This window comes from Maridesulfovibrio spiralis (SeqCode) (genome assembly GCF_048571135.1).
In the GTDB taxonomy this organism is placed as follows: domain Bacteria; phylum Desulfobacterota; class Desulfovibrionia; order Desulfovibrionales; family Desulfovibrionaceae; genus Maridesulfovibrio; species Maridesulfovibrio spiralis.
The window spans coordinates 2,441,164-2,461,107 of the sequence record NZ_CP182344.1 but is presented as its reverse complement, the minus strand read 5'-3'; the positions used below and the strand labels follow the sequence as shown (position 1 = coordinate 2,461,107).

General features: G+C 48.9%; 15 protein-coding genes. 3 read left to right on the top strand and 12 right to left on the bottom strand.

Annotated features, from left to right (window positions below):
- Positions 1–11: 11 nt before the first annotated feature.
- The 3 genes from ACNI29_RS11060 to thyX all read right to left on the bottom strand — a co-directional run bounded on the left by ACNI29_RS11060 (position 12) and on the right by thyX (position 4,077).
- Positions 12–698: a DnaA N-terminal domain-containing protein gene (locus ACNI29_RS11060; protein WP_419778436.1), complete on the bottom strand. Its 687-nt coding sequence runs from the start codon at positions 696–698 to the stop codon at positions 12–14.
- Positions 699–993: 295 nt separating this feature from the next.
- Positions 994–2,352, bottom strand: a complete 1,359-nt coding sequence (locus ACNI29_RS11055; RefSeq protein ID WP_419778435.1) for a chromosomal replication initiator protein DnaA — start codon at positions 2,350–2,352, stop codon at positions 994–996.
- A 984-nt stretch (positions 2,353–3,336) separates the two neighbouring features.
- Positions 3,337–4,077 (bottom strand): FAD-dependent thymidylate synthase, encoded by a 741-nt coding sequence (gene thyX, locus ACNI29_RS11050; RefSeq protein WP_419778434.1) that lies wholly within the window; start codon positions 4,075–4,077, stop codon positions 3,337–3,339.
- A 282-nt stretch (positions 4,078–4,359) separates the two neighbouring features.
- Here thyX and typA point away from each other — a divergent pair, with 282 nt between their 5' ends.
- The gene (typA, locus tag ACNI29_RS11045; protein ID WP_419778433.1) at positions 4,360–6,207 is read left to right on the top strand and encodes a translational GTPase TypA; all 1,848 of its coding nucleotides are present in this window, start codon (positions 4,360–4,362) and stop codon (positions 6,205–6,207) included.
- A gap of 101 nt (positions 6,208–6,308) precedes the next feature.
- On the opposite strand, the gene ACNI29_RS11040 is transcribed toward typA, so the two are convergent.
- Positions 6,309–8,267 (bottom strand): PAS domain-containing protein, encoded by a 1,959-nt coding sequence (locus ACNI29_RS11040; RefSeq protein WP_419778432.1) that lies wholly within the window; start codon positions 8,265–8,267, stop codon positions 6,309–6,311.
- Positions 8,268–8,438: 171 nt separating this feature from the next.
- Here ACNI29_RS11040 and ACNI29_RS11035 point away from each other — a divergent pair, with 171 nt between their 5' ends.
- On the top strand, positions 8,439–9,449 hold the full coding sequence (locus ACNI29_RS11035) for an asparaginase (RefSeq protein WP_419778431.1): 1,011 nt from the start codon (positions 8,439–8,441) through the stop codon (positions 9,447–9,449).
- A 57-nt stretch (positions 9,450–9,506) separates the two neighbouring features.
- Here ACNI29_RS11035 and ACNI29_RS11030 read toward each other — a convergent pair whose 3' ends face one another.
- The 4 genes from ACNI29_RS11030 to ACNI29_RS11015 all read right to left on the bottom strand — a co-directional run bounded on the left by ACNI29_RS11030 (position 9,507) and on the right by ACNI29_RS11015 (position 14,204).
- Positions 9,507–9,788: a peptidylprolyl isomerase gene (locus tag ACNI29_RS11030; protein WP_419778430.1), complete on the bottom strand. Its 282-nt coding sequence runs from the start codon at positions 9,786–9,788 to the stop codon at positions 9,507–9,509.
- Positions 9,789–9,914: 126 nt separating this feature from the next.
- Positions 9,915–11,420, bottom strand: coding sequence for a leucyl aminopeptidase (locus tag ACNI29_RS11025; RefSeq protein WP_419778429.1), 1,506 nt, complete (start codon positions 11,418–11,420; stop codon positions 9,915–9,917).
- Positions 11,421–11,517: 97 nt separating this feature from the next.
- Positions 11,518–12,648, bottom strand: coding sequence for an ABC transporter substrate-binding protein (locus ACNI29_RS11020; RefSeq protein ID WP_419778428.1), 1,131 nt, complete (start codon positions 12,646–12,648; stop codon positions 11,518–11,520).
- Positions 12,649–12,728: 80 nt separating this feature from the next.
- Positions 12,729–14,204: an STAS domain-containing protein gene (locus ACNI29_RS11015; protein WP_419778427.1), complete on the bottom strand. Its 1,476-nt coding sequence runs from the start codon at positions 14,202–14,204 to the stop codon at positions 12,729–12,731.
- A 147-nt stretch (positions 14,205–14,351) separates the two neighbouring features.
- On the opposite strand from ACNI29_RS11015, the gene ACNI29_RS11010 reads away from it, so the two are divergent.
- A complete protein-coding gene (locus tag ACNI29_RS11010; RefSeq protein ID WP_419778426.1) occupies positions 14,352–15,029 on the top strand; it encodes a 4Fe-4S binding protein in 678 nt (225 codons plus the stop codon).
- A gap of 41 nt (positions 15,030–15,070) precedes the next feature.
- Here ACNI29_RS11010 and ACNI29_RS11005 read toward each other — a convergent pair whose 3' ends face one another.
- The 4 genes from ACNI29_RS11005 to ACNI29_RS10990 all read right to left on the bottom strand — a co-directional run bounded on the left by ACNI29_RS11005 (position 15,071) and on the right by ACNI29_RS10990 (position 19,943).
- Positions 15,071–16,177 (bottom strand): HD domain-containing phosphohydrolase, encoded by a 1,107-nt coding sequence (locus ACNI29_RS11005; RefSeq protein ID WP_419778425.1) that lies wholly within the window; start codon positions 16,175–16,177, stop codon positions 15,071–15,073.
- Between the two features lie 177 nt (positions 16,178–16,354).
- Positions 16,355–16,864, bottom strand: a complete 510-nt coding sequence (locus ACNI29_RS11000) for a peptidylprolyl isomerase (protein ID WP_419778424.1) — start codon at positions 16,862–16,864, stop codon at positions 16,355–16,357.
- A gap of 50 nt (positions 16,865–16,914) precedes the next feature.
- Positions 16,915–18,201 carry a DUF401 family protein gene (locus ACNI29_RS10995; RefSeq protein WP_419778423.1) on the bottom strand — a complete coding sequence of 429 codons (1,287 nt, stop codon included), beginning with the start codon at positions 18,199–18,201 and terminating at the stop codon, positions 16,915–16,917.
- A 26-nt stretch (positions 18,202–18,227) separates the two neighbouring features.
- Positions 18,228–19,943, bottom strand: coding sequence for a tetratricopeptide repeat protein (locus ACNI29_RS10990; RefSeq protein ID WP_419778422.1), 1,716 nt, complete (start codon positions 19,941–19,943; stop codon positions 18,228–18,230).
- Position 19,944: the final 1 nt, after the last annotated feature.

Below are 19,944 nucleotides of genomic sequence, written 5' to 3'. Positions count from 1 at the left end.
CTGAGGCAATCTTATTTCTGAAAAATTCTCAATAACAATTCATCCAGATCCTCGCCATTATCGATGGCTTCAGATATTTCGCTTTCAAGCATTTTAGCTCCGTTGCGAACTTCGGAAACGGTGCAATCCATGTTCAGGGCAACTTCTTCGGCGGGGATGCCGTAGCGGTAGCAAAGATAATACAAAGCTCGGCGGGCCAGAACGGCATGCTCATTTTCCTGCATCATCAATTCCCGAAAACTGACCCCGAAAGCTTCGATAACAGCATCAAGAATGGAATCGAAGGTCTGCACTTCCAGTGGTGGCATAGTTTCTTCAGCTTCGGCCTGATTCTCGACGAAATCAACTGGAGCCGCACTGCGCACTATTCCGGTTAACCTGTTAATACTACTTAAAATTTCATCCACTGCATAGTAAGCGGATACATCAGAGATAAACTCACGGGGCTGGTTCTCTTTGCCGCTTTCCAAATCAATGGTAACCCCGACCTTGGCCTCAAGCACTTCCTGAGCCGCATCCTTAATGCGATCCAGCAAATGCTCCTGCACCCAGTTCATGACAAACTCATTGGGCGCGGTAAGCTGCACAACCCCGTCTTCATAACGCGCTGATAAAGGTTCCACCCAAACCCTGACCAATACGGGATTAATACGCACAAGAAGCTTCTTCTTTATGGAGTTCCATACATTGGAATTCATTTCCCACCTCTGCAATTGAGCCCCAAAAACAAAGGGCCGTCTAAGAACATTCACAAACCGGAGTTATGAGTATCCCCAAACCCGAAAAAGAGCAAACAGCACGAAGCTGTCACTCTTTTTCGGGACAAAAAACGCTAACCTTCTTAAACAATAAACCTGCCTCCGACACGCCTGGTTAACTAAAAAGCTCCAGATGCGTGAAGCAAAGAGAAGGCAGGAACGAAACATATCTACATACGTGAGTTTCTGTCTCCTCTACAGCGGCAAAGCAGATGATGCTTTATAGGCTGTCAGACTAGGGAGTAAGACGGTCTATTGTATCCTGCAGCTGTCTACCAAGAGGAGTCTGCAGGGAAATTTCGCGTTCAATATTGGTGATACCTTTAATTACGGTGGAATGTCTGCGGCCCAGTCGGGTACCGATATCTTTCAAGGAAAGCTCGGTGTGTTTACGGGCGAGGAAGAAAGCGGTGTTTCTAGCCAGTACAATCTGGCGCTTACGGCTTTTCGAACGCAATTGATCAGCAGTGAGTTCATAGGAACGGCAGATATGGTCCACGATAGAATCATAACTGGGTGCAACCCTGGCGATGGAGTAGTTCTCCAATACCTGCCAGGCGAGTTCCTGCGAAACATCACGGTTTAAAAGTCTTGCCTTGAGTACGAGGTTCTGCAGGCAGCTTTCCAGCTGTCTTACATCAGTGGTAATACGGTCCGCCAGCAACTCGGAAATGGAATCCGGAACCTGGGTTCCCAAACGTATGGCTTTACTTTCAACGATTCGTTTTCTGGTCTCGAAGTCCGGAGTGGAAATAAGTGCCAGCAGTCCCGAACTGAAACGGGAAACAAGCTGCTGATCAATTTTTTCCAGATCACGGGGCAGGAAAGAACTGGTCATAACCACTTTGGAGCCACGCAACTGCAGACTCTTCAGGGTTTCCAGAATTTCATCCTGCATCTTCTGCTTACCCTGGAAGAAATGAATGTCTTCCAGCAGCAGGCAATCTACATTTTCCCTGAATTCAGACTTGAAACGGGAGATTTCTCCCGCTTTCAGAGCCAGAACCATTCTATTCGCAAACTCTTCTGCTGTCAGACAGGCAATAGAAACATGCTTCTTGTTGCTGGAAGCACATAGATTCTTGCCGATCGAATGCAGCAGATGAGTTTTTCCAAGACCGGGCGCAGAACTCAGGAAGAGCTGGTCGCCGGGCAGGGAGTTGTCACAGAGACTTCTGGATGCAGCACAGGCAAGTCTATTGGACTCGCCGATTACGAAATCATCAAAAGAAAAACGCCAGCGGGGAATACGTGTATTAACCACGGCAGAAGACATCATGGGCAAGCCCAAGCTTGTCTGAACCGGTCGTGCTACAGCAGGCGCAGCTTTAGCCTTGTAAGCAGGTTTTTTTACGGCTTTCCTGACCCCAATCTCCACCTTGGGGCTGGTACCGAGAACCTGCTCGCCTGCTTCTTTAATGTTGTCCATGAGACGGTCCCTAACCCAGGCAGCCACGAAATCATTGGGAGCATACAACTTAATTGTGTTGTTGCTCACCTCAGCTTTCAGAGGCTTGATCCATACTTTGTACAGACCCGGGTTCAAACCCTTCTCAAGAAATTTTAAAATCTTATTCCAGCTGTCTCTCATCATGAGGGGATACCTACAGCAGATTGAACAGAACTATCAACTCGCGATACAGGGATGGACTACCGATGTTTTCCAATTTGTTTTCTACAGTCTAACTGCTTAATTTAAAAGAATTTTCTTATTATCCTTACAAATATGGTTCATAGGGCGACAATCGTGCTGAGCACCGTGAAATCAAGCTTAAGCCATTTTATAACATTTTTTATCAACACCTGTGGAAAACTTTTTCCACAGACACATTTTAATTATACTCAATTTTTCATAAAATTACCCCATTTCTCTCATTGTTTCATTTATTCTTACTCATTATTTCATTTAGTCACCCACACTACTTTTTCACTATTCAATCACTTAAATGCCTATTTTAATAGCGCTTATTAAAAATAACACCAAAAACATTTATTTTTTTAAGTTGTTAATTTTAAAACCGAGTAGCCATGAAGCCAGTAAAATAAAGGGTTCAGCAGCAACCCACTTTAGAACAAAACATAAACACCTGATATAGATGGTCTTTTATTTCCTTGACACTCAAAAACACCGATAAACAAAGGGTTAAGACTATACACAATTACAAACAAGGAAGCTTCGAAAGATGCAAAGATTGATCGAATAATCAATCAACAGCCGCCGACAATAGCTGTGCAAACAAAATTACTGGGAATATAACTGTCTATCCGCACGGAATGGACGTTTATGTGAAATGTCGAACATTCAACTTTGGAAGCAAAACATGTTGTCATAGCCCACTTGAGGGCTGTCTGTGAGAGTGAGTCAACACATTGTTAGCTACAAATTAGTCTCTGAACATATTCTACGACCTTATTCCCGATTTCAGCCAATTTCAGACGGTTTTGGGTATATTTTAGATAACAAAAAAGCCCGTCCTAAAAAAAGAACGGGCTTTTTGCTACCTATCTAAAGAAAACTTAATAAAAGTTCTCTGCTGCGCGCTAGGCGCACGCTACATTATATAATGCAGCTGACTGCTCACTTTTCTGTCAGCTGTTTGAGAGTAGGATAACGGCCACAGGCAAAGCGATCTGCTTCAGGACAGTACCCAAGCTGCTCACAACTTGCGCCGCCATTACGGAATATGGCCGGGAACTCCTCCTTGCAGATTTTGAGCATCTTATCGGCCATCTTGCGGACTTCCCATTGCGCACGCTGACAGCAGCGCAGATTAAAGAAATGCATCAAGGAACGGCAGTTCATGGTGATGACGATCTTGGTTTCAGCTGCCTGCGGAAGGACAAAACGAGCGTCTTCATTGGCCTTAGCTTCACGGCCGGCGTCAACAAGAATCTCTCGCAAATCTTTGTAGGCACTGCCTACCTCTTCCATGAATTTTTCAAAACGTTCGCGCGCTTCCGGGATCTTGGCGATTGCAGGAGGAATGATGTAATCCATATCGTTCTCGGCCACATAACGCTGGCTCTGCTGCGAGTAGGAAGCAAGACGGTGGCGCACTATCTGGTGGGAACAGGCCCGGGAAATACCTTCAATAGCAAAGGTGAAGCTGACGTGCTCAATGGGACTGTTGTGGCCGGACTCAAGAATCTTGGAAACAAACTCGGCCTGCTTCTCTTTGTCGATTTCCCCGTTAACCAGCCGAGGCCACATGTCAGCCACGAATCCGGCATGGTAACACTGGCGGAAGGCGGCATAGAGCAGCTCAAGGCTGTTGGGAGTCATGGACAGAAGTTCCACTCGTAAATCTTTCTCAGGCATATGCGCTCCTTGAATTTATGAACCCTACATAAAGTAATTAATACCGGGGCGCAACTTGATATAGGTAGTGCGCCGGAAAAGCAAGCCCACGGCCCTTACCGACTAAAATTCGCCTGAATGTCACCAGAAAGCCCATTTTTTCCCTTGCCAGCCGTTCTAATATACCCTAACTAACGTCTCCTTATCTCTACTTTAACCAGCCGCTGAGAATTTGTCCCATTTTGTACTGCATCCCCCGTGCAGGGGATTTTTTTTGGCAAATCTCCGGCGCCGGAGGAATCCGTGACTAAACTTACCCAAAACGAAAAAATTAGAAATATAGCTATCATAGCACACGTTGACCATGGTAAAACTACCTTGGTAGATGGCATGTTCAAACAGAGCGGCCTGTTCCGTGAGGGTCAGGAAGTTGATGACCGCCTCATGGACAGCATGGACCTTGAACGTGAACGCGGGATCACCATCGCCGCTAAAAACTGTGCCGTTGACTGGAAAGGCGTAAAAATCAACATCATCGATACCCCCGGTCACGCCGACTTCGGTGGCGAAGTTGAACGTTCCCTGTCTATGGCTGACGGCGCCATCCTACTCGTTGACGCTTCCGAAGGCCCCCTTCCCCAGACCCGTTTTGTACTCAAGAAGGCACTGGAAGCAGGTCTCAAAATCATCGTTGTCGTCAACAAAATCGACCGTGGCGATGCCCGCCCGGACGAAGTTCTCGACGAAGTATACGACCTCTTCATCGATCTTGACGCCAACGAAGAACAGCTCGAATTTCCCCTGCTTTACGCCATTGGGCGTGACGGCATCGCACAGGAAACCCTTGAAGAAAAGGGCGAGAACCTGCACCCGCTCATGGACCTCGTTCTGGATCAGGTTCCCGGTCCTTCTTATAATGAAGAAGAACCTTTCCAGATGCTGGTATCCGACCTCGGCTACTCCGACTACCTCGGACGTCTTGCCATCGGTAAGGTCATCCACGGTGAAGCCAAGCAGAACGAACCCCTGCTCTGCATCAATGAAAACGGGGAGCATGTATCCCTGCGCCTGACCAAAATCCAGACCTATGACGGCCCTTCCTTTGCAGAAACCAATATCGCCAACCCCGGTGACATTGTTGTTGTTTCCGGCATCGATGACATCACCATCGGGGATACCATCTGCACCAAGGAAGCTCCGAAGGCACTGCCCCGCATTACCGTTGACGAACCGACCGTTTCCATGCGCTTCACCATCAACACCTCGCCCATGGCAGGCCTCGAAGGTAAGTTGGTCCAGTCTTCCAGAATCCGCGAAAGGCTACACAAGGAAACCCTGCTCAACGTGGCTGTCAAGGTTGAAGAAAGCGACGAAAAAGACAGCTTCATCGTTAAGGGGCGCGGCGAATTCCAGCTGGCGATTCTCATCGAAACCATGCGTCGTGAAGGGTTCGAACTTTCCGTAGGCCGTCCTGAAGTTATTTTCAAAAAGGAAGACGGACAGAAGCTTGAACCTATGGAACAGGTCTTCATCGACTGTGAAGAAGCTTTCCTCGGCGTAGTTACCGAAAAACTTTCCACCCGCAAGGGTAAAATGACCAACTTGGTCAACAACGGTAAAGGGCGTGTGCGCATAGAATTTTCCGCACCTTCACGCGCTCTTATCGGTTACCGCGATGAATTCCTGACTGACACCAAGGGAACCGGTATCATGAACTCCCTGTTCGCAGGTTACGAACCGTACCGTGGAGATTTCCCCTCCCGCTACACTGGATCTCTTGTCTCCGACCGCGCAGGTAAGGGCGTTCCTTACGCCATCTTCAACCTCGAACCCCGCGGCGAAATGTTCATCGAAGCCGGTGATCCTGTTTATGAAGGCATGATCGTAGGTGAACACAACAGGGATAATGATATCAATATCAACCCAACCAAAGAGAAGAAGCTCACCAACATGCGTGCTTCCGGTAAGGACGAGGCAGTTATCCTGACCCCTATCCGCCCCATGACCCTTGAACGGGCCATGCACTTCATCCGCGACGATGAGCTGATCGAAGTCACCCCGGAATCCATCCGCCTGCGCAAAGTGGAACTCTCCGCTACCAAGCGCCACATGAACCGCGGTAAGCAGCTCAAGGCCTCTGGTCAGAAATAAGCAGCTTCCATATGAATCTAATAAGCCGGGGAAAGTCTACATAAGACTTTCCCCGGCTTTCCCTATTTTGCCAACTTCCCTTTGGCCGTGTTTCCGAGGGACTAAATCAAACCCTTGGAAAATATATCTGAAACAGGTCCACGCGGAATCTGAATGGTAAATCTGGTGCCTCTACCCGGCTCGGAATCAATTCGGATGGTTCCCCCATGATTGCGGGTGATGATGAAATAAGCCACCGACAATCCTAAACCGCTTCCTCCTCTACTTCCCGTACTGAAAAAAGGCTCAAAAGCTTTTTTGCGTGTGTAGACATCCATGCCCGGGCCATTATCCTCTACTTCAATATTCAGATAAGCACTGTTGCTATAGCCCCTGATCACGATTTCAGGCTCTTTGCCTGAAACATCGGCATCGATCACAGCTTGAGCGGAATTGTTGACAAGATTAAGCAGAACCTGCTCCAGTTCTGCTGCAAAACAGAGAACTTCCGGCAGATCATCCTGTAATTCCCGAACAAATTTAATCTTACGGAACTCACACCCTTCATCATGGCACAGCTCCTGATCAGCAAGCTCAATCACCTGATCTACAATATCAGGTATGGAACAATAATCTTTTTTATTATCAGACCGACGGCTGAAATTGAGCATATTGACTATAACTTTAGCCGCACGAGCACCGGCCTCTTTAATCTCTTCGACCATACTAAGAATCTTTCGCTCGCGAAGGTACCTGCGAACAGAATCAAGCGAGACCCCTATATTCTCGGCAGTTTGAATATTTAGAGGAAATTCCGTTGAAAGCCTGCGCTCGATATTCTGGGCGGACTGGGTGATGATTCCCAAAGGATTATTAATTTCATGAGCCATGCCTGCGGAAAGACTGGCCACGGTTGTCATCTTTTCAGTTTGAATCATCAACTCCTGAACTTTCATCTTATGAGAGTAATCGCGGAGCACACCGACCATGCGCATCGGTTCGCCGTTGGCATTCATAACAAAACTTCCTTCATCCTCCACATACAGATAACTGCCGTCTTTGCGCTTGAACCTGTACACGGAAACAAAAGGCCGCCCTTCGCGGATACAATCTTCCAACTCGGCAATAACGGAATCGCGGTCATCAAGATGTATGCCTTCCTCCCAACCCTTGAGGTCTACAGACTGAAACTCTGCTTCCCCATACCCGGTAATTTCTTGAACCGCCCCGGACCAGACCAGCTTACCGCTTGCAATATCCAAATCATAAACAAGCTGTCCGGTCTTTTCCGCCATCAGCCGGTAGCGTTCCTCGCTCTGATGCAGGGCCTGCTCAGCCAGCATTAGCGGCGTTACATCGGTGATAAAGCCTTCAAGAAAGCTCTCACCATCATCACCTCGGGTCTCCACGCCCTTCTCCCAAACCCATTTTTCACCACCGGAAGCGGTCCTGATCTTGTAGATCATTTCAAAGGGTTCATGGTCATGTACAGCTTCTTGAACACACTCCCAGACATGAGCCCGGTATTGGGGCAGGATAAGATCGGAATATGCTATATCCCGATTAGCCAACAGCGAATCCACTTCATATCCGGTCAGCTCAGAACAGCCCTGACTAACAAAATTCATGGTCCAATTTACATCGTTGCGGCAGCGGTAGGCCATACCGGGCAAATTACCCAGCAAAGTTGATAAAATTTTTTCTTTCCCATCAGAAAGATTTAAATCAGATGCGGAGTCCGCGCTCTCCACCAGCCTGCCTTTAAGAATAATCAGTCCGGAATCATCGTGGTAGATACCTTTCCAAAGGATAACACCATCATCACATCTTGACTCAAAGCAACCGGCTGGCAGGGGATCTTCATTCATGACTCTATCTACAAATGCCCCCAGCCTGCTTAACAGGGAGTCTTTGCGTGCCCCGAGATATTCCCCGGCAGTCAGATACCCGGAAAGAACCGCAGCATTTTCCCCACCCACAAAAACAACCCGTTTATTCTCATCAAGGCCGACCACAACTCCGGGATAATCCTGAGCCAGAAACTCGAGCCCCTGCATGATATATCCTTCTAAAACCACCATGCTTGAAGCACCCTCCAAAGCAATTAGTACACAAACATAGTTTCACCATATCATACCCGGAGCAGAAAAGTAGATCATTTTATTATTTCTGATCCAGCAGTGTGCAGTTGTTGCCATCACAGAATTCATGAGCTACCAGATTCGCATACTCTACTTTCACGGAGACTAAAAATGGGTTCAAATAATATTTCTGGAGAAGTGATTCTCATCTTTACCGGCGGGACCATCGGCATGAGTGAAAAACCTGATGCCGGGGGAGTTGTACCGGACGACAATTTTACCAAGCTGCTTAACGAAATAACCCCGGACGGGCATGACATAAAAATACGGCCCGTACTCTGGTCGGATATCCCCAGCCCGCACATGTGCCCGCAAAAGATGCTAAAACTGGCCCACGATGTGGAAGAGTACCTAGCCGAAGATCAGGTGCTGGGCGCAGTCATTCTGCACGGAACAGACCTCATGGCCGAGACTGCTTATGTGCTGGATCTTACCGTCTGCTCTCCCAAACCGGTGATCCTCACCGGAGCCATGCGCTATTTCAATGAATCCGGATACGACGGCATTCGCAACCTTGTTGATGCCATCCGCACCTGTCTGCTGCCTCCGCCGGAAGGAACCGACGTCATCATCCAGATGGCCGACAAACTCTTCGCTGCAAAGAATGCCATCAAATCAAGCTCCCTGAACGTTGACCCTTTCATCGGTCAGAACACAGGGAGAATCGGTTTTATTGCCGGGGAATCAGTCATACTCACCCGCGCCAAGCCGGGCCGTAGGCCTAGACTGTCCTTTCCGGTCACCGCTATGGCAGAGAAGGTCCACCTTGTGGGCTGCCATCCGGGCATGGATTCCACCGTGCTTGACAAACTGCTCGAAAGCGGAGCTAAAGGAATTGTGCTGGAAGGATTCGGAGCCGGGAACATCCCTCCCGGAGCAGTCCCCGGAATTGAAAAATGTATTGCCGCCGGAATCCCGGTTGTACTCTGCACCCGCTGCGTTGAAGGCGGAGTCTGGCCCATTTACGCCTATCCGGGCGGAGCCGCCAACCTGAAGCAGAAAGGGGTCATCATCGCCGGAGGACTTTCGGCACTCAAAGCCACCCTGCTGCTACAAATGCTGCTGGGGTCAGGATGTCCCTGCAACAGGATTGAAGAAATTTTCGCAGATGAGAGTGTGTAACAAGAAAAAGCCCCGACTAAGTCAGGGCTTTTTTTTATTACAAGGGTGAAGAGTTGTTTAGTCTTCGCGGCTATCGATTACCAGAAGGTGGTAACCGAACTGTGTTTTTACCGGGCCATGAACTTCGCCAACAGCTTCATTGAACACAACGGTATCAAATTCCGGGACCATCTGTCCGGGGCGGAACTCACCCAGATCGCCACCGCGCTGTCCAGAGGGGCAGCTGGAGTGTTTTTTTGCCAGTTCACCAAAATCTGCGCCTTCCTGAATTTGTTTTTTCAGGTCCAGACAGGTTTCTTCATCACTAACCAAAAGATGACGGGCAGATGCTTTTGCCATGTACGTGCTCCTATAAGCTTAAATATAAGATTTTTAATAAACCATGTAATCTTGCCGTTGCGATTTAGTGCGTCGCAAAAAATGAAGCTTGCATGAATATGCATGGACTGCAAGATGAAATACTGTCTACATATCTTCCAGATCAATACTCTCTGAAATCTCCACCAGTGTGCGCACGCCGAATCCGGTTCCTCCGGCTGAACCTGCGGGAGTCTTTTTCTTGCGCCATGCAGGTCCGGCAATATCTAGATGCGCCCAAGGCGTGTCCTCGGGAACGAATTCCTTAAGGAACATCCCGGCATGGATGGTCATCCCTTCTCGAGAACCTATGTTTTTGAGGTCCGCAACTTCACTCTTGAGTTCTTCCTTGTAGATATCCCAGAGCGGCATAGGCCAGAAACGCTCACCCACATTCATACCTGCATCAATGACCAGATTCTGCATCATTGGGGAGTTGTCCATCACCGCCGCCACATTCCATCCGAAAGCCACAATGCAGCCCCCGGTCAGGGTGGCGAGATCAATGATCGCCGCAGGCTCATACTGCGCAGAATAAGCAAGTGCATCGCAAAGCAGCAAACGCCCTTCGGCATCAGTATTCAAAATCTCAATGGTCTTACCGGAAAAGGACGTAACCACCTCGCCCGGACGCGTCGCATTGCTGTCGGGCATATTGTCTGCACAAGGCAGAATAGCAACAATGGGCAGATCAGGCTTGATCTCACCGATAGCCCGGAAAAAACCGAGAATAGCCGCAGCCCCGGCCATATCGCATTTCATGTCTTCGATGAATCCGGTCGGCTTCAGCGAAATCCCCCCGGTATCGAAAGTTACGCCTTTACCCACCAGCACCAAAGGTTTCTGCCCCTCACGGTCTTTCGGGCAGTATTCGAGAGTAATCATGCGCGGTTCATCACTGGAGCCGCGAAAGACTGATGCGTAAGCACCCATGCCTTTATCGATTATCTCTTTGCGCTTCATGGCCTTGAACTTAAAGCCGTACTTCTTGGCCATTTTCTTGGCCTCATCAGCAAGAAAGACCGGAGTAGCCACATTGGGCGGCAGATTGACCAGATCTCGGGCATAACCGATACCCTGACCAACAGCGTGTCCCTTGGAGAGCATTTCATCCAGATGTGCCGGAGGCTCTTCTTCGGTCAGGAAACGGATTGTCTCCGGCAGGTCCTTCTTCTCGTCCTTCTTTGATTTAAACTGGTCAAAAGAATAGAGACCTTCCATGGCGCCGATTACAAAGTGTTGCAGCTTATCTTCAAGACCGAGTCCTTCAAAAGACACAAGAGGCACACCCACTGTACGGAATTTAAGTTCCCGGCATTTACGCATGGCAGAACCTACCGCTTGTAAAAACTGCTCCACGCCAAAGTCTTTTTCCTCACCAAGGCCGACCAACAGCACCCGCTGCACAGAAGTTCCCGAACCGTAAATTACAGCCGAACCACCCAGTTCACCGGAAAAATCCCCAAGAGCGGGAGATCCGGCTACCCAGTCCGCATCTGCAGCCATCCATGAAGAAAAACCGGAAAGATACTCATCTGCACCTTTAAACGCAAAAAAAATAACCGCGTCCGCAGACCATGCGGAAGCAGGTTCTTTGACAATGCTGAATTCCATATATTGCTCCATATCAAGTGCTGAAATAAAACATGTGTAAGGTCTTCAAAACAAAACCATTTCATTCTGAAGATATTAAAACGATTCTGCAATAAAACTAGTTAGGGCTGATCTGCTCAACAAAAGAAAATGTACCATTTTGATATTTAACGATATCCACAGTTTTCATGGGAACCCTTATCCCTTCGGGATAATAAAATTCTCCGGTTACACCTTTAAAACCATCGGTTTTAGACAAAGCTTCTCTGACTTTTTCCGAATCCGCAACACCGGCCCGTTCAATGGCCTGTGCCAGCAGCATAACCGTGTCATAACCTAGAGCGGCAAATCCTGATTCCGGTTTCTTGCCGAACATCCGTGTATAGCTGTCTACAAATTCCTGAACCATAGGCGCCGGATTATCCAGTGCTACATGGGTGGCGAAGTAAATGGAGTGGGCATACTCGGCAGGGACATCCCGCAACCCCGGAGTATCAAATCCGTCACCAGACACGATGGGCTGATTGAACCCCGCTTTGCGGACTTCGGTAATATATTTGGGTGCATCAGGTGGGATGGACGAGATGAAAATCAAATCCGTATCCTTGGATTTATCCTTGGGCAGAGGATATTTATCCGCACCGGAATTATACCAGAGTTCCTCCACAACAGTTCCGCCGTACTTGCGGTAACGGCGCTTAAAATACTTGGATAACGTTTTGGTAAACTCATTGGAAATATCCGTTCCCACAAAGCTGTGTGAAGTTTCCAGCCTGCGTTTGGCAAACTTGGCAACAGCGCGGGCCTGCATATTATCACCGAAAGCTGTCATGAAAAAATATTTCCCATACATGTAGGGCAGGTTCTGCATGGTTGCCCCGGCGGTGATAAAAATTGTATCCTTGGCTGTAATTGCCGGAGCCGCAGACATTACATAATCGGTATCATTCAGCCCGATCACAGCCACCATATCATCCTGCCCGGCCAGAGCTTCGGAGGCCATGGCTGTAGAATCAAGGTTTGAACGACAGTCGGAGATAACAAGACTTAATTTTCGTCCCAGTATGCCGCCACCGGAGTTGATAATATCTTTGGCCAACTCCATGCCCTGCATTCCGGGACGATCGATGGCAGCCATGCCCCCGGTCAGGTTGTAGAGCACTCCAACTTTGATTGTATTATCCCCGGCATACGCCGAAGTAGACAACATCATTATGAAAAGAAGGCATAGAGCCATACGGAAACGCATATATACTCCTGAAATTAAACTGCATTAAGTTAATCTGATCTACCGTGGATTGTTACCCGCAAATCCGGGTAACAGGCAACCTATTTCCCCTGTCCGCCGAGCTTGGCCTGCTGTGCTTCAAGGAATCGTTGAAATTTATGTATTTCGGCCTCACGCTTTGCCGGAACCAGAGGAAACTCTGCTTCTTCCCGGTAGCGTTTCTTGGCTATGGTCCGGCTGGTCGGCATTTCCGTACCCAGCCATCCTGAACTGTCGCGAACCAGCCTCTGGATATAACTTATGCCCAGAAAAGCACGGGTGATACGGGTATTGTCACGCAATTTGCGCATATCCTTAAACTCTGCTTTTGCTGAAACCTCACGGACCATCTTATCAAGACAGACCATTTTATCCGGCATATGGGCCTGCTCAAAGACAGCAGCGTGGTTATTCAGGATATGGCCCCGGTCCCCGGCTGTAGCCGGATCAATATAAAAGGCGGCATAAAGACCGGACTGGTCGTAAACAGAAAGATCGCATGAAAGATCAACCCCAACCCCGCAGGTAAGGCAGGTCACATCCCGGTGACGGGGTAAGACGTCACGCTTGAACCATTCGTCGCTATTGGATGGATCGGTGATCGCCCTCTTGTTTTCCGGTGCGAACTCCCGCACCGGGGACCGCATCATTGTTCCGGCCAGCAATTCACTGGTCTGCATCCACGCGGCAACACCGAGCACGCCCTTGAAGTCCCTGCGCCGTCTCCGGGCCAGAAGAAACATGCCGCGATAAAGACGGTCCAGAGTTGTTCCGCCCTCCTCGCTGGAGTCGAACATTATATACTCATTGAAACTTCCGGGTAGAGTCAAATTGAAGGGAGTGCGGATCATAACCGAACCGGTATCATTGCGCGGCACCAGAAAATCGGCAAGATCATGACCATCCGTGGGCAGCCAGGCCATTGTTCCACCAATGGTCAGCATGGAGCCGAGCACTTTCATATAATCATCAGCCACCTCACCAAGTCCGCCCACACCTATGGAATATTCAGTCTGGGAAAACCCCCGCGAGAAAACGCGTCCCTCATCAACACGCGAATGAAAAATATCAGCAAGGGAACCGATGACTTTCAAGTCTGCCTGAGCATTTTCACCGGGAACAAACCTGAACCGGCCAATAGGGGAGTCAGCTATCTCCATGCGCTCCCAATTTTCCAGAGCCTGACGCTCCCAGTGCACGGATTGCAGGAATCCCATAGCCTCACTATGGGTTGAAAAAATATTAAGGGAACGGGTCATCCCGGCTGTATCAAGAACATTGCGGCAGTAGGAACAAAGAGCACAAATGGCAAGCGCACCGTTACGCTTGCGCAGAATTTTCATGGTCCGCACAATGGATCGAATACCGGCACTGCTCAAATAACGGACCTCAGCCATATCAAAAGCGACACAAGCGAGATTCCCATCGGCAAGGAGATCTTTCAAGGTCCGGTCCAGCTCTCCGGCCCCGTAAGCATCTATCCTTCCGCCCATCGAGACAACAACAGTCTCTCCATGTCTGCGAACTTTTATATCCATTCCTAACTCCTGTTCAACTCGACCCCGGAATATGGTATCAGGTACTTGAACAGCATAGACATAAGCATAGTGGATTGTGAAGTTGCTTCTGGAAAAACTGTACTATTTTTTCCGGCTCTGATAATTATGTCTATAAGAGGGAGAACCATGAAAAAGAACTTGAATTTCGCGGATGACTTCGCCGAAAAATATCACGGCAAGCTCATCCCTACCAAAAAAGCGATCAAACTGCTTAAAGCAATGGTGACCGACGCTGCGGTATCACCTGAAGGTGAGTCGCGCTCTGCAAAAAACAAGCTCGTACTTTTTGAATCTCCCTGCCCTGACACCGAGGATAAATCCCCGTCTCTGGCGGAATTATGTATTTTTGCCGAAAGACCGTCTGAGTCATTTATAATTGAGAACAAACTGATAAATGCACGGGAAGTAAATGAAGAAGAGCTTGTAAGGATTCTCGAAACCAAAAACGCAAAAGGCCATGTGCATTACGTTTGTTTCAAGGAGAGCTCATCCGGCAAGAGTTGCGCCATCTGCAATTGCTGCCCCGGATGTTGCGGGCCTTTGAAGTCCGGAGACAGTAAGGTTCCACTGCTGGTCCCGTCCGGCTATATCGCCGTTGTGAACCCGCGAAAATGCATCGGCTGCGGCCAGTGCATGGAATACTGCCCCTTTGGAGCTATGAATCTGCGCGATAAGCGCATGCGCATTGATCCCAAGAGGTGTATGGGATGCGGAGTGTGCACAAACAAATGCCGCAAGGATGCCCTGCGTCTGGCACGCAACAAAAAACACCCCGAGCCTTTGCTGGTTGATAAGCTGAAATAATGAAAAAACAGTCCGGTTTCACCACGGACCGGATGCAACGGCTAGCCGTCAGGAAAAGTGCGCCGCAACTCTAATATTTCATCCAGATTTTCGAAAAACAAATCAGTTAGATGCGGGTCAAACTGCTTGCCCTTGCTCTCCTCGAAATAATCTTTAATTTTTTCGATGGGCCAAGCTTTTTTGTAAACACGCTCACTGCCGAGTGCGTCAAAGACGTCCACAATCCCGATAATCCGTCCGTATATATGAATATCGTCACCGGCCAATGCGCGGGGATATCCTTTACCGTTCCACCATTCATGGTGCTCATAAGCAACTATCGCTGCGGCCTTGATGATCGGACGCTCGGAATGCTTTAAAATTTCGTGTCCTATGGTGGTGTGCGATTTGATCAGCTCGAACTCTTCGGGGGTAAGCCGTCCCGGTTTGTTGAGTACGGTGTCAGGAATACCGATCTTACCTACATCATGCATCGGAGAGGCCAGACGCAAGAGATCAGCTTCTTCTGCACTCAGGCCGTAACGACGGGCAAGGATATAGGCCAGTTCGGCGACTCTGCGGACATGGTTCGCAGTTTCATTGGAACGGGTTTCCACAACTTCGCCCAGAGTGAGAATCACTTCTTTCTGGGTTTCAATTACCTCATCCTGAATAGCCATCAGCGCATCCTGAGCTTCACGGCGCACTTTAATCTCGTGGCGCAGATCCTCAGTCCTCTTTTCAACTTCGGCTTCAAGATGTTCTTTGTAACGACGGTTTTCTTTGATCAGGGTAGCTCTTTCAAGTCCCTGCCCCAGAGCATGCTCAAGAATATTCAGGTCCACTATGGGCTTGGTCACGAAATCCCAGGCGCCAAGCCGGACAGCCTTAATGGCGTCCTGAATAAGTCCTGCACCTGAGACTACAATGATCGGGGTGTCAGGACTTTCAGCTTTAACATGTTCAAGGACTCCGAAGCCGTCAACCTTGGGCATGTTCAAATCAACAAGAACAGCATCCGGCTTTTCCCGTTGAAATATTTCAATCCCTTCCTGACCATCACAAGCATCAATAGTGTTGAACCCGGAATCACTAAGATAGTCGCAGATTGTTTCCCGCACAAAATCTTCATCATCGATGACAAGGAGAGTTAATTCAGAATTATCCAATTGTTACCTCTGATCATTTATACGCTTAAGCTGTAATATCCACCATTTGATTACAGACATAGCAAAAAAACTATCCATTTAAAACTGTTATTCTAAAAGTATAACCCTCCTAATAAAGAAAAAGGCACTGGAAAAGAATTTCCCAGTGCCTTAGCTACTTAATGTGCGTTAAAAGAATTAATCTTCAAAACGCTTCATAGAAATGATGCTGATAGGATCAACCGGAACATCGTCCATGGGACCGTAAGAACCGGTTTTTACTTTTTTGATTTTTTCAACAGCTTCCATGCCGTCGACAACTTTACCGAATACGCAGTAGCCCCAGCCCTGAGGGTTCTTGCCGGAATGGTTAAGGAAACCGTTGTCTTTCACGTTGATAAAAAACTGTGAGGTTGCGGAATGGGGGTCCATGGTGCGAGCCATAGCCAAAGTGCCCAGCTCGTTTTTGAGGCCATTGTCTGCTTCGTTTTCAACAGGAGCGTGGGTATCTTTCTGCTTCATGGAGAAGTCGAAGCCACCGCCCTGGACCATAAAGTTATTGATGACGCGGTGAAAAAGGGTTCCTTCGTAGAAGCCTTCATCAACGTAGCGCAAAAAGTTTTCTACTGTCTTGGGAGCTTCTTTCTCGAAAAGTTCAATCAGAACTTCACCTTCAGGTGTTTCCATAAGTACCATGGGATTGGACATATTTAGTTCCTCCGATTTTTTTTATCTTACCCGCGATGGGGATTTTTGATCTACATTAAAACAAAAAAGTACGCTACTCCGAGCAACATAAGCATCAAACTGGGAATGACAACCTTTTTCCATGCACTGACCATATCCACTTTGAAATATTCGCAGGTCAGAAGGAAACAAATATGCAGCGGCGAAGCCATGATCCCGGCGAAACCGCAGAACATGCACAGCACAGCCCAAGCCGGAAGCTGATCCTGCATACCGGACGCCTGCACCAGACCAACCACCAGCGGCATGGCCGAGCCGACAAAAGCCAGAGTAATCCCGGCAATAAAGCCGACCAGAAACGGAATAAACACCGCGGCGGCAATGAGCGCAGCCTCTCCGCCGGCCAGACGGGACAGTTCATCCACTACCCCGCAGGCTCCCAGAATATCTTTGAATACAAATACGCAGACAATCATGAAGATCATGTCCAAAAACCGTCTTTCGAGAAGCAGTCCCCGAATAATTTTCCCTGCTCCCGGATTTGCGGACAGGACACAGAAAACCGCCCCCAGCAAAGCAAGGATAATGCCCATCTCAAAAGGAATGTCCGGAAAAAAGAAGCTCAACAGGGTTTCAAAAACAAAGGCCCCGGCAATGGCAACAATCAGCGGCAGTCCTTCTTTTAAAACAAGTTTGAAATCCCGTCCGTTAGCAGAAACATCTGCCTCGCTGCCATTGTTAGCCATCGGCAGGACCGAAGGACGCAGATAGAAAAAATATCCCAACCCGATACAGGCAAAAGCTCCCGGAAAAGTATAACCGATATACTCAAAAATAGTCATACCGCACAGCGAAGCGGCGAGGATCATTCCCGGATAAAGAGGCCACGCCAACTCCCAGACATGGCGGAACCAATAATTGATGATAACCTTGTCCTTACCGGAAACATCCAGCCCGTTGGCCGCTTCCTGAATCATGGGAGCGGAGAAGATTGCCCCTCCCGGCATGGGCAGCAGACCGATAAGCGCCGGAAAGAAAACCAGCCGCAACCTTGGGCTTCGCAAGTACCCGGTCAGGGAATTCATAATCCTTCCGGCCTGTCCGGTTTTCTCAAGCAACCCTGAGAGAACCATAATCAGGGCCACAATCATAGCCAGAAAAACCGTCTTCTCATCCAGCAGGGCCGAAGCACTTACCTTAAGTACTTTCCCCACCCCCATGGACGTTAGCGCAGCAAGAATCCCCCCACCCATCAGAATCGACAGACCGACTCCAAGCCGAAGCCTGATCCCGATAAGCATGCATATAAAAACTAAAATAATCTCAAAAAGAGGCCACAGATTATGCAGTAGATTCATATCTACACCCCGGATGCGATAACAGGTTAAGGAATAATAGCCAGATTCTTACGGGCAATCTTGTTCTGCGGGTCGATCTGCAAAGCCTTGCGCAGCCACTCCTTGGCCTGAACATTGTCACCGCGCATGTAATAGAGCAAACCCATGTTGATCATGTGGTTGACATCCTGCGGCTCAAGTTCACTTGCTCTGCGCAAGTCAATCATTGCGGCATCAAAGTTACCCTGCTGCATATGCACTATACCCCGGTTTCCGAGCGCGACAGCATAATCGGGGTTCAGCCTTAAAGCCTTCCTGTAAAGTTCCAGTGCGGAATACAGTTCCCCCTTACGGCTGAGGATAGCAGCAAGACTGCTCATTGCTTTATAGTGGGAAGGGTCAGCTTTGACGGCTGCCTTGAAATGTTTTGCGGCTTCGGTGAAATTCTTTTCCCGTTCCAGCAGATTACCGTAATTGTAGTGCATGTGATGGTTATTTTCAGTCACAGCCAGCGCGCGGGTATAAAGAGCCCTGCTATCCTTCCAATGTCCGGTCTGGAGATACGCCCCGGACAGCAAGACAACAAGGATAAACGCCCCCAGAACAACAGCGGCTTTCCCCGGCACACGCCCGGAATCAACCAGCTGGGCTGAACCGAAAGCGAGGATCATATAAATTCCCATAAAAGGAATGTAAGCATAGCGGTCAGCCATGGACTGGTCACCAACCTGAACAAGGCCGATAACCGGAACAAGGGTTCCCAGATACCAGAACCAGCCCACTGCACCGAGAGGGAACTTCTTGATAAAACGGACCGCGACAGCGGAGACTGCAATGAGGAACAAAGCTGCCAGAGTCGGTTTCCAAAACGGGATTTCATGCGGATAGGGGTAGAAAACGGCCAGATTGACCGGGGCAATCATCTTGCCCAGATAGGCAACCCACGAAACAAGGGCATTGGAAAGGCGAAGGCTTAAAGGGAAGGAGTCCACGCTCTGCATGGCTCCCCCGCCATGCTGGGCCATAACGGTCAGCACGGAAGAAAGCACTGAAAGTCCGAAGATCGGCAGCTTTTCCAGAATCAATTTACCCAGCTGCGCAACAGGATTCTTTGCGAAATCCACACGGTTCAGAGGCCAGACATCCAGCAGCACCAGTGCCGCAGGAAGGGTTACAACCATTGGCTTGGCCAGAATCCCCAGTCCGGTAAAGAAAAATGTCAGCGCGTATGACGCCATTTTCCTGTCGTTAACCCAGCCCAGCCAGCTGTGCATGGCACTAAGCCAGAAAAAGGTAGACAGCACATCCTTACGCTCGGCAACCCAGGCCACGGATTCCACATGGACCGGATGCACGGCAAAAAGCGCGGCTGCGAAAAACGACGGAATCAGCCCCCCTTCCTTGAATCCGGCAGTAGCTTTGATCAGGAAAAAGAAAAGCAGCAATACGTTGCAGAGATGAAAAAATACGTTAACCAGATGGCGCGCACCCTCAGAATCACCGAACAGGGTGGTATCGAACATGTGCGAGACAACAGTAAGTGGATGGTAGTTGGAAAGCTGAAAGGTGCTGAAGGCCCAGCCGATATTTTCACTGGAGACACCCTGCATAACACGCTGGTTGTTGGTAACGTAACTGCCGTCATCGTAAGTGACCAGCTCAAAGCCGCCGCACTGGGCATAGACAATAAGTACCAGCGCGGACAGGATTGCCGAAGCAATCAGGTTTTTCTTTAATTCATTTCCAGCTTTCGCTACGCTCATG